Here is a 13,784-nt window from a genome sequence, read left to right as displayed (position 1 = left end):
ACTGCGCATTGAATCGCGATTCAGCGCGCGTGATTTCAAACGTGGGCGGCATGCCGCTCTCGCGCCGCGAGGCCATGCGCCGTTGTCTCTTCGGCGCCGCCGGCTTGCTGCTGGCCGAGGGCTGGGGTCTTCGCACTCTGGCCGCGACGGCTCTAGCCAAAGCCAGATCTGTCATTCAAATCTGGATGTGGGGCGGGCCTTGTCACATTGATACGTTCGACCCCAAGCCGGGTGCGGGTTACGACTATTGCGGTCCGCTCTACACCGCGATCCCCACCAACGTGGACGGCATCCAGATTGGTGAATTGCTGCCGCTGCTCGCGAAACAGGCCGACAAGTATTCCATCCTCCGCGGCATGACGCATGGCAACTTCGGCCATGAGACGGCCTCCTACCTGGTTCAAACCGGACGCGCCGCCGGCGGGCGGGATGTTTTTCCCAGCGTTGGCGCCGTAACCTCGTTGTTCAAAGGTTATGACGCCGGCTACACCGGGCTGATTCCGCCCTACATCGTGCTGACCGAACCACAGGGTCGTTTCTCCGAAGCGGGCTTTCTGGGGTCGCGCTACAAACCGTTTGCCACGGGCGGCGACCCGGCGGCAGCGCGGTTCAACGTGGAAGGCGTCGTTGCGCAGGGCATTTCTGATTCGCGGCAAAAAACGCGCCGCGACCTACTGCATAAATTGAACACCCTCGGCAACGCCATGCCGGGTGATGCGCGGCTGAAGGCGTTGTATCAATCCGAGGACCAGGCGTACGAATTGATTCTGGGCGACGCCGGCAAGTTGTTCGACTTGTCGCAGGAGAAGGACGAACTGCGCGACCGCTATGGCCGCAACACCTTCGGCCAGTCGTGCCTGATGGCGCGGCGGCTCGTCGAGAAAGGCGTGCCTTACATCACCATCAACTACAAAGGTTGGGACACCCACAAACAGCATTTCCAGACGATGCGCCGCAAACTGCCGGAGATGGACAAGGCCCTCGCGACGCTGCTCCAGGATTTGTCCGAACGTGGATTGCTCGGCGGCACCATTGTCTGGTGGAGCGGCGAATTCGGCCGCACGCCGCGCGTGCAATGGGAAGCGCCGTGGAATGGTGGACGCAACCACTGGGGCAAGGTTTTTTCCGCCGTGGTTGCAGGCGGTGGATTCAAAGGTGGTCAGGTCGTCGGCGCGTCGGATGCGAAGGGCGAAGAGTTGAAGGAGCGTCCCGTGTATCCAGCCGACCTCATCGGGAGCATGTATGAACTGATGGGCATCGACCCAAACGCGACGCTGCCGCATCCGCAAGGACTGACTGTCCGCGTCGCGCCGTCGGCTGCGGATGGCGTGACGACGGGAGGACGGTTGAAGGAAATCATTTGAGCAGTTCAGCGCACGATGAATACACTCGCAACAGCCAAACCTCAACCGAAACAGGAATCACCTATGAAAAAGCTCATCCCGCTCTCACTCATCACACTGGCTGTTCTGACCGGCGCCAGTCACACGTTCGCCCAAGGCACCGCCTTCACCTATCAAGGTCGTCTCGCCGACGGCGGCACTCCCGCCAACGGCAGCAATGACTTTACTTTCGCTGTGTTTGCCTCGGCGAGCGGCGGATTGCCCCTCGCCGGACCGATCAAGGTGGAGGACGTCATCGTCAGCAACGGTCTGTTCACGGCGACGGTGGACTTCGGGGCAGGCGTGTTCACCGGCACCAATCTCTGGCTGGAAATCGGCGTGCGGCCCGGTGACAGCGGCGGCGGTTACACGGACCTGGCACCGCGCCAACTCATCACCGCCACGCCCTACGCGATGCTGGCCGGAAATATCAGCGGCGTGCTGCCCAGCGGCCGGCTCGCCGGCAATTACTCCAACGAGGTCACTTTCGCAAACACCGCCAACAACTTTATCGGCAACGGCGCGGGATTGACTTCGCTGAATGCTTCTGAGTTGCTGAGTGGAACCGTGCCGGGCGGGCGGCTTGCCGGCAACTACGCCAACCCTGTTGTCTTCCTCAACGCCGGCAACAGCTTCAGTGGCAGCGGCGCCGGATTGAACAACGTCAACGCGGCGATGCTGGGAGGATTGACCGCGTCGAGCTTTTGGAAGTTGAACGGCAACTCCGGCACCACGCCCGGCACAAGCTTTCTGGGCACGACGGACAACCAACCGCTGGAACTCAAGGTGAACAGCACACGCGCACTGCGCATTGAACCCAACACGAACGGCGCGCCCAATCTCATCGGCGGGGCAATGGTTAATTCTGTCGGATCGAACGCAGTTGGGGCCACCATCGGCGGCGGCGGCGCGGGGGACTACTTTGGCAGTCCAGCCACCAACAGGGTCACCGCCGATTTCGGCACCGTCGCCGGTGGACTCCGCAACACGGGCAGCGGTTTCGCCGCCACCGTTGGCGGCGGCAACGACAACACCAGCAGTGGCAGTCAGGCTACCGTAGGTGGCGGCTGGCTGAATGTCAGCAGCGGGTCTTACGCGACCGTCGGCGGGGGTGTCGCCAACCTGTGCAGCGAGATTTACGCGACGGTGGGTGGCGGAATCCACAACACCAACAACGCCTACGGGGCGACGATTGGCGGCGGTGTGTACAACGGCAGCAGTGGTGACAACGCCACAGTCGGGGGCGGCTGGTATAATGTCGGCAGCGGGTCGGGGGCGACGGTGCCTGGCGGGGTGGAAAACTATGCAAACGGGCGCAACAGTTTCGCCGCCGGCTATCGGGCGGTAGCCGATCATGTTGGCGCCTTCGTCTGGGGAGCCTCTCCACCAGGCGCCGGATTCTTTCACTCCACCGCAGATAACGAGGTCAGTTTCCGTTGCAACGGCGGGGTGCGTTTCACCAGCGGTTATGCCGGCGTCAATCAGACCGTCTGGTGGGTGCCTGGCAATGCCAGTTGGAGTTTTACCAGCGACCGCAACACCAAGGAACGAATCTCGCCCGTGGACGTGCGCGGCGTCCTGGAAAAGCTCGCGCGGCTGCCGCTGGCCGAGTGGAGTTACGTGGGCTATTCGCAACGTCATCTCGGGCCGATGGCCCAGGATTTCCACCGGCAATTCCCGCTCAATGACAGCACCACCGCGCTCAACGACGCGGACCTGCACGGCGTGGCACTGGCGGCAATTCAGGGATTAAATCAAAAACTCACGGACGAGTTAAAACAGAAGCAAACGGAAATCGCCGAGTTGAAACAACGACTGGAAAAACTGGAACGAGTGATGAACCGCGAGAATTGAGGTGCGAAATGAAAAACTCCAAATTCCAAGCACCAACAGCCAGAGAAATTCCAAATCCTAAACACCAAACCAAATCTGTGTTGCGCCGTGTGATCCGCACCCGGGCTTGGAGCTTGAAGTGTGGAGTTTCTCTGGTGCTTGGAAGTTGGTGCTTGGTGCTTCTGTTTGCATCCACGGCATACGCGCAATACTCGATTGATTGGTCCACGATTGACGGCGGTGGCGGCACGAGCACGGGCGACGTTTATTCCGTGAGCGGAAACATCGGCCAGCCGGACGCTGGCGGACCGATGACCAACGGGCAGTATTCCGTCACCGGCGGTTTCTGGGCGCTCTACGCGGTCCAAACACCCGGCGCGCCATTGTTGTCCATCTTCCGCACGACCACCAACACGGTGGCCGTCTCCTGGCCTTCCCCTTCGCCGGGCTGGACGCTGCAACAGAACATTAACAGCGTCAGTTCGCTGAACTGGAGCAACGTGACCAGCGGGATTCAGGACGACGGCACAACCAAGACGATCATCGTCAATCCGCCCACCGGCAACCACTTCTATCGCCTGCAGAAACCGTGACCCAAAGTCGATGAAAATTGCGAAAGAACACAAGGCCGATTCAACGCAGACCAGATTGTGAAAATAAAAGCCATTGTCGGTATCATCGTTGCGTTAACGTCGGTCGCGGCTGCGCAGCAATTCACCCCTCACATCGGTTACGTTTATCCCGCGGGGGGCCGGCAAGGGACGACATTTCAGGTTACCCTCGGTGGACAATTTCTCGACGGTGTCAGCAATGTGTTTGTCTCCGGCACAGGGGTTCAGACGAGCGTCGTTGATTTCACCAAGCCAATGCCTCAAGGTGACTTCAATCGCCTGCGAGATAAGCTGAGAGAGCTGCAGGATAAAAAACAGGCGGCATTCAAGGAAAACAGGAAGGGTGTCCAGGGCAGTGCGCGCGTTTCTACAAATGTCTGGTCATCGGCGGACGAGAAAGCGATTGCGGAAATCCGCGGAAAAATTCTGAAGAATCCTCCCAACCGGCAGGGAACACCCGCGATTGCAGAAAACGTCATCGTACGCGTGATACTTGCCACGAACGCCGAACCGGGCGAACGGGAAATCCGGCTCGGAACATTGGCTGGCCTCTCCAACCCGCTCAAGTTTTGCATCGGTTCACTGACGGAATTCTCCGCACCGCCGGCCAAAGCCGCCAACCCGGACCTCGACCGTTTTCTGGAAAGATTGGGCCGCACGCCGATCAAGACTCCCGCGCGGTCCGAATTGCGGATCACTCTGCCGGCGATTGTGAACGGCCAGATCACTCCTGGCGCCGTGGATCGATTTCGCTTTACGGCGCGCGGGGGACAGCACCTCGTGGCGGTCGTCAGCGCACGCGAGTTGATTCCCTATCTCGCCGACGCCGTGCCCGGCTGGTTTCAGGCCACCCTCGCGCTTTACGACGCAAAGGGAAAGGAACTGGCGTATGATGACGACTACTCTTTCCATCCCGACCCGGTTCTGCATTACAAGATTCCCAAGGACGGCGAATACATCATCGAGATCAAGGACGCCATATACCGCGGTCGCGAAGATTTTGTTTATCGCATCATGCTGGGGGAATTGCCATTTGTGACGAGCATCTTTCCCCTGGGCGGCAAACTCGGCAACGAAACCAGTGTGGAACTGCGCGGCTGGAATCTGCCGACAACCAGTCTGACGCGAACGAACACCGTGCCGGGAATACAACTGGTTTCCGTTTGCGATGACCAGCGCCCCTTGCCAACTACACAAACTTCGGTCCGGCAAATTTCCAACCCTGTGCCTCTTGCCGTGGACACGTTACCGGAATGTCTGCAACGGGAGACAAACAATTCGCCGAGCACCGCACAACCGGTCATACTGCCCGTAATTGTGAACGGGCGCATCGATCAGTCCGGCGAGACGGATGTGTTCCGGTTCGAAGGCCGCGCCGGCGACCAATTCGTTGCGGAAGTTTATGCACGCAGACTCGATTCGCCATTGGACTCGTTGTTGAAACTGACCGATGCCACCGGCCGGCTGCTCGCCTCCAACGATGACTACGCCGACAGCGCCTCAGGGTTGAACACGCACCACGCCGATTCCTATCTCCGCGTCACGTTGCCTACAAACGGCAGCTACTACGTTCACCTTGGTGATGCGCAGCATCACGGCGGCGCGGAATACGCCTATCGCCTGCGCCTCAGCGCGCCACGACCCGATTTCGAATTGCGCGTCGTGCCGTCCAGCATCAACGCGCGCGCCGGGGTGAGCGTACCGCTCACCGTCCGTGCGCTCCGGAAGGATGGATTCTCAAACGAGATTGGGCTCGCATTGAAAAATGCGCCGCCGGGATTCACCTTGAGCGGTGGCCGAGTGCCCGCAAACCAAGATCAAGTGCGCGTCACCTTGACCGCGCCGTCCACACCGCTGCTTGAGCCAGTCAACCTTGCTTTGGAGGGGCACGCGATCATCAACGGTGAGGAGATTGTTCGCGCCGCGGTCCCGGCGGACGACATGATGCAAGCGTTCGCCTACCGGCATCTTGTTCCTGCGAAAGAACTGCTGGTCGCCGTTTCCGGACGACGGGCGTTCAATGCCACCGCCAGAATTCTTGATGAGGGACAATTAAAAATTCCTGTCGGCGGAACGGCCCGCGTCCAGATTGCGGCACCTGCCATCGCGCTGGCCGATCGGTTCGACCTCGAGTTGAACGAGCCGCCGGAAGGAATCACGATCCAAAACATCTCGCCGGGTAACGGGGGCGCGGAGATCGTGCTGCAAAGCGACGCAAAGAAAACCAAACCGGGGCTGGCGGGCAACCTGATTATCAATGTCGTGCCGGGGAAAAACCTGACCGGTTCGGGTAACGGAAAGAACCCAGGACCGCAAAGGCGCGCAGCCATCGGAACGTTGCCCGCGATACCCTTTGAAATCGTCGGACAATAGCAAAACAAAAACAGATCACTCATGAAAAAATCCACCTACGCAGTTTTTACCGTTCTCACTTTGATGATTGGTCTCGCTCAGAATTCAATTTACGCGCGTGACCTGAACCACGCATTGGCGAAAGGTTTTGATCATCCACCACCGGACGCCCGCCCGTGGGTCTATTGGTTCTGGCTCAACGGCAATATCACCAGCAACGGCATCACCGCCGACCTCGAAGCGATGAAGCGCGTCGGCATCGGCGGCGTGCTCATCATGGAGGTGGACCAGGGCGCGCCCGTCGGCCCGGCGGATTTCATGAGCCAGCGCTGGCGCGACTTGTTCAAACACGTCCACAATGAGGCGCGCCGTCTCGGTCTCGAGGTGAACATGAACGATGACGCTGGCTGGAACGGCAGCGGCGGTCCGTGGATCAAACCCGAGCAATCCATGCAGGAAGTCGTCTGGACCGAGACGAACCTTGCTGGCCCGCAGCATTTCGAGGGAACGCTGGCACAACCCGAAGCCACGGCCGGCTTTTACCGCGACATCACCGTGCAGGCGTTTCCAACCGTCGGCGATTACCGCATTCCGGACATTGAGAGGAAAGCGGCCTTCCAAAAACGCGGCCGCCACAAACCGTCCAAAGGCGCCAGCGCTCCGGACTCGATCCTCGGACGTAACGCGCTCACGAACCTCACGCCGCGCATGGATGCCTCCGGCAAACTCGTATGGGATGTGCCGCCGGGGAATTGGACTGTGATCCGCTTTGGCCACACCAGCACCGGCGTCGAGAATTCACCCGCGCCCAAGTCGGGCCGCGGTCTCGAATGCGACAAGCTCCGCAAGGAAGGCATCGAAGCGAACTTTGCCGGCATGATGGCAAGACTGGCGGCGGACAACAAACTCAAGACTGGCAACCAGAAACCCGGTCTGATTGCCACGCACATTGACAGTTGGGAAAACGGCACGCAGAACTGGACCGCGAAGATGCGTGAGGAATTTCAGCGGCGGCGCGGCTACGACTTGTTCCCGTTTCTCCCAGTCTTCACCGGACGTGTCATCGGCAGTCTGGAAATCTCCGAGCGCTTCCTCTGGGATTTGCGCCAGACGATTTCGGAACTGGTGATTGAGAATTACGGAGGCCACTTCCGCGAGCTGGCGCACGCGGCGGGAATGCGCTTCACCTGCGAAGCCTACGGCGCTCCTTGCGACGCCATTCCCTATGGCGGGCAATGCGACGAACCGATGGGCGAGTTCTGGACGCCAAGCGGCGCGATTGAAACCTGCAAAGCGATGGCTTCCGCCGGGCACGTCTATGGCAAAACCATCATCGGCGCAGAGTCGTCCACTTCCGCCGATCAGGAAAAATGGCGCGAGCATCCGGCCACTTTGAAGTCGCACGGCGACCGCGCGTTTTGCGAAGGAATCAATCGTTTCGTCTTCCATCGTTACGCGCTGCAACCGTGGACGCCCGAGCGCCGACCCGGCATGATGATGGGTCCGTGGGGCCAACACTATGAGCGCACACAGACTTGGTGGGAATGGACGCCTGCGTGGCACGAGTATCTGGCGCGCTGCCAGTTCATGTTGCGGCAGGGGTTGTTCGTCGCCGATATCTGCTACGTCCAGCCGGAAGCGCCGCCGCAAGGCCCCGGCGATCACAAGCGCGGCGGCTACGCGTGGGATGGATGCACCGCGCACGAAGTCATCACCCGCATGTCGGTGAAGGATGGCCGCATCGTGTTGCCGGACGGCATGAGCTACCGCGTGCTGGCCTTGCCGTGGCCGCAGACGATGACGCCAGCGTTGTTGCGCAAGGTGAAGGAACTCGTTCAAGCCGGCGCCACCGTGCTCGGCCCGAAACCGTCTGCCTCGCCGGGCTTGAGCGGATACCCGCAATGCGACGAGGAAGTGAAGCAGCTTGCGCAGGAGTTGTGGAGTGATGGAGTGATGGAGAAGTGGAGTGATGAGAAGAAACGCGTCCGGCCTCTTGATTCAACACTCCAGCACTCCAACACCCCAACACTCCACCGTGTTATCGTTAGCGATTCGCCGGAGAAGGTGCTGGCCGAATCCGGCGTGTCCGCCGATTTCACCAGCGGCCAAACATTGCGGTTCATCCATCGCACCACCGGCAGCGCAGAGATTTACTTCGTCGCGAACCCGCAGCCGCACGAATTCACGACTACCTGTAGTTTTCGTGTCACGGGCAAAATACCGGAACTGTGGTGGCCCGACAGTGGACGCATCGAACGGGCGGCGATGTGGCAGGAGCAGGACGGCGTGACGCATGTGGTGGTGCCGTTCGAGCCCAGCGGTTCGGTGTTCGTCGCATTTCGCGAGCGCACCAGCAAGAGCGATCCGGTTGTGCTGGTGAAGCGCGATGGCAAGGCGGTCTTGTCCGCCGCGCCCGAGCCGCGATTAAAAATCGTCGTGACCAAGGCGCGCTACGGCGTGCCGGACGATCCGCAGCGCACCCGCGACGTGACGCAGAAGGTTCAGCGAAAGGCCGACACCGGTGAATTCAGCTTTCCAGTAACGACGATGGCGGAGGGCGACGACCCTGCGTTCAAAGTAGAGAAGACGCTCGTTGTGGATTACACCATCGATGGCAAACCGTACACAGTTCAGGCGCGCGATCCTGAAACAATTCATCTGACGCGTGAGGCGGTGCAAGTGAAAGTTGAGAAAGCGCGCTACGGCGTGCTGGATGATCCGCAGCGCACACGTGACGTACGGGAAAAGCTGCAGCGCCTCGTGGATGCCGGCGTGAGCAGCTTCGTGGTCGCGCGCATGGCCGAAGGCGACGACCCGGCCGTCCTTGTCGTGAAAACGCTCAAACTGGACGCCACGGTGAATGGCGAGCGCCGCCATTTTACCGGCACCGACCCGGACACGATCAACCTGGCCCCAGAAATCATTCCGCCGCGATCAACCCTCGCGGTGCGCAGTGGAAACAATGGCGGCGTGCGGCTGGAAACGCGCGAACCGGGCGAATATGAACTGGTGAGTGCCTTGGGAAAAACACGTCACGTCACGATCTCAGCCGCCCCGCCCGTCGTCGATGTCAGCGGTCCGTGGCAGGTGCGTTTCGCGCCGGGCTGGGGCGCGCCCGCTCAAGTTTTTTTCGACAAACTCATTTCCTGGAGCGAGCACAGCGAGCTGGGCGTGAAATATTTCTCCGGCGAAGCGATCTACTCGAAAACGCTCATCGTGCCCAGCGAAATGCTCGGCAAGGGAAAAGAGCTTTCTCTCGATTTAGGCAGGGTGGCGATTATGGCGGAAGTGAAATTGAACGGTAGGAACCTTGGCACGCTCTGGAAGCCGCCGTTCGTCGTGAACATCACCGACGCCGCGAAAGCCGGCGCGAACAAACTGGAAGTGCGCGTCGTCAACCTCTGGCCCAACCGCCTGATCGGCGACGAGCAATTGCCGGAGGACAGCGAGCGCAATCCGGACGGCACGTTGAAGAAATGGCCGGATTGGCTGGAGCAAGGCAAGCCCAGCCCGGCCGGACGTTTCACATTTGCAATGTGGCGGTTGTGGAAGAAGAATGATGCGCTGCTTGAATCCGGCTTGATTGGGCCGGTGCGATTGGTCGCAGTGCCAACGGCCGTTTTGAAGTGATGAAAACACCCATCCGCGCACGCATCGCAGCCGGTTGTCCCCTCACCGCGGCCCTCTCCCCTTCTAAAGGGGAGAGGGAGAATCGTCGGCAGTCTGTCGGTGTGGCGAGCGCGCTTGAAAATTTCGCGAGTCGCAGTTTGCTTTCCCCTCTCCCTCGCCGAGGGGGAGAGGGTCAGGGTGAGGGGGTAGCGGCGAGTCTCAACTCAGGAATTGCGGACGTGCCTCGTCTCACCTTGCGTCCCTCGCCTCCGAAGAAAAGAGTGCGAACTGCATCGCGCGCTTTGTCTTTCCCCGCTTGCCTGCTCGTGTTGCTCGCGGCAACGGCCACAAGCTTCGCCGGAAGATTGGAAAATGATTTCGCCGTCCCACCCGCGTCGGCGCGGCCCTGGGTTTATTGGTTCTGGCTCAACGGCAACATCACCAGCAACGGCATCACCGCCGACCTCGAAGCCATGCAGCGTGTCGGCATCGGCGGCGTGCTCATTATGGAAGTGGACCAAGGGACTCCGAAGGGTGACGCCGCATTCGGTGGCCCGCAATGGCGCGACCTGTTCAAGCACGTTTGCGCCGAGGCCAGCCGGCTTGGTCTTGAGGTCAACATGAACAACGACGCTGGCTGGTGCGGCAGCGGCGGTCCGTGGATAACGCCCGACCTGGCCATGCAGAAAATCGTTTCGACGGAAACCAACATCATCGGCCCGCTCCGCTTCGAAGCGGCGCTGGCCAAACCGGACGCGGTAGCCGACTACTATCGCGACATCGCCGTAATGGCTTTCCCGACCCCGGCTGGTGATGCACACGTCGAGGGGTTGCCCGCCAAGGCTGCGTTCGTTCCCCGGCAAGTTCCGCCGCAAGCGAATTGGCCTGCCTTGCCGACGGAGCAAACGGTGGCTCGCGATCGCGTCGTCAATCTGACCGTGCAAATGGACGCCGCTGGCCGCCTGACTTGGAACGTGCCGGCAGGCAAATGGACGATCCTCCGCCTCGGCCACACGCTGACGGGCAAGGACAATCATCCGGCGCCGGAAGCCGGACGCGGCCTGGAGTCCGACAAGCTCAGCCGCGCAGCGACTGACGCGATGTTCGCCGGCTTGATGGGCAGGCTCATCGCCGATTCGAAGCCGCTCGCGGGCAAGACGCTCGTGGCGACGCACATTGACAGTTGGGAAACTGGTTCGCAAAACTGGACGCCGAAGTTTCGCGAGGAATTCCAGCGGTTGCGGGGCTACGATCTGTTGCCGTTCCTTCCCGTGATGACTGGGCGCGTCGTCGAGAGTGTCGAAGTTTCGGAGCGTTTCCTTTGGGATGTGCGCCGGACGGTTTCCGATTTGTTGATCGCAAATTACGCCGGGCGTTTCCGAGAACTCGCGCATCAGAACGGCCTGCGGCTTTCCATCGAAGCTTACGACGGCAATCCGTGCGATGACATGACCTACGCCGGCCAGGCCGACGAGCCGATGGCGGAGTTCTGGTCGTGGGGTTTCAACACCGGCTACAGTTGCACGGAAATGGCGTCGGCAGCGCACGTCTATGGCAAGAGCGTTCTCGGCGCGGAGGCGTTCACGGCGACCGATGGCGAGAAGTGGCTGCATCACCCAGCCTCGATCAAGGCGTTGGGCGACTGGGCGTTTTGCGAAGGCATCAACCGCTTCGTGTTCCACCGTTACGCGCTGCAACCGTGGACGCAGCCCGAGCGCGCGCCCGGCATGTCCATGGGACCCTGGGGGCTGCACTACGAGCGGACGCAAACCTGGTGGGAGCAATCCGTCGCGTGGCATGAGTATCTGGCCCGCTGCCAGTTCATGCTGCGGCAAGGATTGTTCGTCGCAGACATTTGTTTTCTCGAACCAGAAGGCTCGCCGATGCGTTTCTCTCCCACACTGCCGGATCGCCTCAGCATGCTCCCTGAACGTCCCGGCTACAACTTCGACGGCTGCACGCCGGAGGTGCTGCTCACGCGGATGAAGGTCAAGGACGGCCGGCTCGTGCTGCCCGATGGCATGAGCTATCGGCTGTTGGTCTTGCCGCAGATCGAAACGATGACGCCAACGCTCCTGCGCAAGGTCAAGGAACTGGTTCAAGCCGGAGCGACGGTCATCGGTCCGCCGCCGCAGAAATCACCGGGCCTCGCCAATTATCCGGAGTGTGATGTGGAGGTGCAAGAACTCGCCAAAGAACTGTGGAGTGATGGAGTGATGGAGAACTGGAGTGATGGAAAAAACAAAGCCACGACTCGTGACCCAACACTCCAACACTCCAACACTCCAATCCCCCAGCGCCGCATCGGCAAAGGCCGTGTCATTTGGAGCGATGCCTTCAAGACGCCGCTCCTCGTGCCGGGCGAAGGCAGTCCGGTGAAGAACGCCAAGTGGATTTGGCACCGGGAAGGCAATCCCGCCGTGGCCGCTCCCGTGGGCAAACGGTTTTTCCGCCGACTCTTGGTGTTGGACGCCGCGCGCGAAGTCGCCTCCGCGCGCATGGCCATGACGGCGGACAACGGTTTCGAGTTGTGGGTCAACGGTCAGCGGGCCGGGGCCGGCCAGGACGCCAACCAATTGTTTCGACTGGATGTAACCCGCTGGCTCAAGCCAGGGACGAACCTGCTCGCCGTCGCCGGATTCAACGCGCACGCCGAACCGAATCCCGCGAGTTTGATCGGCGCGCTGCTTGTGCAGTTTCGCGACGGCGGGACACTGGAAGTGAACACGGATAGCCAGTGGCAAAGCGTCGTCACCGCGCCGGAGCAATGGCGCGGCGATGCGGCATCTTCCGGTTGGAGCGCGGCGATGGAAGTTGGTTCGCTTGGCTTGGAGCCGTTTCCGGTGCCGGAGCAAACCCGTCCTCCGGCTTACGTGTTCCCGGACTTCGGCGCCATCACGAACGTGCTCGCGCAAATGGGCGTGCCGCCGGACTTTGAAGCGGATCCAACCTTTCGTTACATCCATCGGCGAGCGGGCGGCACGGACATTTACTTCGTCTCGAATCGCTCGAACGATTGGTGTGGCGCGACCTGCGCGTTTCGCGTGACCGGCAAGGCGCCGGAGTTGTGGGATCCGCTCACGGGCAAAATCCGGCGGCAGTTGATTTACGAGGAGCGCGATGGGCGGACAATTCTGCCATTGTGGCTTGAGCCGGCTGGCTCGGTGTTCGTCGTGTTTCGGAACTCGAGCAAGGCGGATGCAAAACAAATCGTGGCGCTGGAACGCAACGGTCTGAGTTTGTTGCCGACTGCCAGCGCCTCATTAACCGAACCGCCGCCGGCGGAGTTGATCGCCGCTCGCGGACAGGCCGTCACGCTTCGCGCTTGGCAGCCGGGCCGCTACGACTTGCGGACGGCAGCGGGCAAGGTTCAAACCATTGAGATTCCGGCGTTGCCGCCGCCGGTCGAAATCGCCGGCCCGTGGGAAGTGCAGTTCGAGCCGAATCGCGGCGCGCCCGAACGGGTCACGTTCGACAGGTTGACTTCCTGGAGCGAACAAAATGATCCCGGCGTAAAGTACTTTTCTGGCCACGCGACCTACCGCAAGACGTTTTCTTGGAAAGCGGAGAACTCTCAACCTTCAACTCTCAACGCTCAACTCTTCCTGGACCTTGGCCGGGTCGAAGTGATTGCCGAAGTGAGGCTGAATGGCAAGAACCTCGGCCTCCTCTGGAAGCCGCCATTCCGCGTGGAGGTGACCGATGCCTTAAAGCCGGGCGATAATGTGCTCGAAATGAAAATCGTCAACCTCTGGGTGAACCGCCAGATCGGCGACGAACAATTGCCCGAGGACAGCGACCGCAACCCGGATGGCACGCTCAAGTCGTGGCCGCGATGGTTGCAAAAAGACAAGCCCAGCCCGACGGGTCGCCACAGCTTTACAAGCTGGCGGCTGTGGAAGAAGGATTCGCCGCTCCAGGAATCCGGCCTGCTCGGTCCGGTGCGGCTGATTTCGGTTGCCGAGAAACGGTTGTGAGTTTGCACGAGCTGGTGCAG

Annotated in this window: 6 protein-coding genes; all 6 read left to right on the top strand. The window is 60.8% G+C overall.

All coding sequences use genetic code 11. From position 1 onward, the window contains the following. Positions 1–50 precede the first annotated feature (50 nt). Positions 51–1,364: a DUF1501 domain-containing protein gene (locus HY298_21535; GenBank protein ID MBI3852846.1), complete on the top strand. Its 1,314-nt coding sequence runs from the start codon at positions 51–53 to the stop codon at positions 1,362–1,364. 63 nt (positions 1,365–1,427) lie between these two features. Then, positions 1,428–3,236: a hypothetical protein gene (locus tag HY298_21530; GenBank protein ID MBI3852845.1), complete on the top strand. Its 1,809-nt coding sequence runs from the start codon at positions 1,428–1,430 to the stop codon at positions 3,234–3,236. Positions 3,237–3,391: 155 nt separating this feature from the next. Next, positions 3,392–3,808, top strand: coding sequence for a hypothetical protein (locus tag HY298_21525; GenBank protein ID MBI3852844.1), 417 nt, complete (start codon positions 3,392–3,394; stop codon positions 3,806–3,808). A 57-nt stretch (positions 3,809–3,865) separates the two neighbouring features. Then, a complete protein-coding gene (locus HY298_21520) occupies positions 3,866–6,199 on the top strand; it encodes a PPC domain-containing protein (GenBank protein ID MBI3852843.1) in 2,334 nt (777 codons plus the stop codon). 21 nt (positions 6,200–6,220) lie between these two features. After that, entirely contained in the window at positions 6,221–9,808 is a 3,588-nt protein-coding gene (locus HY298_21515) for a hypothetical protein (protein ID MBI3852842.1), read from the top strand. After that, a complete protein-coding gene (locus HY298_21510; GenBank protein ID MBI3852841.1) occupies positions 9,808–13,764 on the top strand; it encodes a hypothetical protein in 3,957 nt (1,318 codons plus the stop codon). Before HY298_21515 ends, HY298_21510 begins: the two co-directional genes overlap by 1 nt. Positions 13,765–13,784: the final 20 nt, after the last annotated feature.

It is taken from the genome of Verrucomicrobiota bacterium (assembly GCA_016200005.1).
Taxonomy (GTDB): domain Bacteria; phylum Verrucomicrobiota; class Verrucomicrobiia; order Limisphaerales; family PALSA-1396; genus PALSA-1396.
This window is presented reverse-complemented; position numbering and strand designations above follow the sequence as displayed.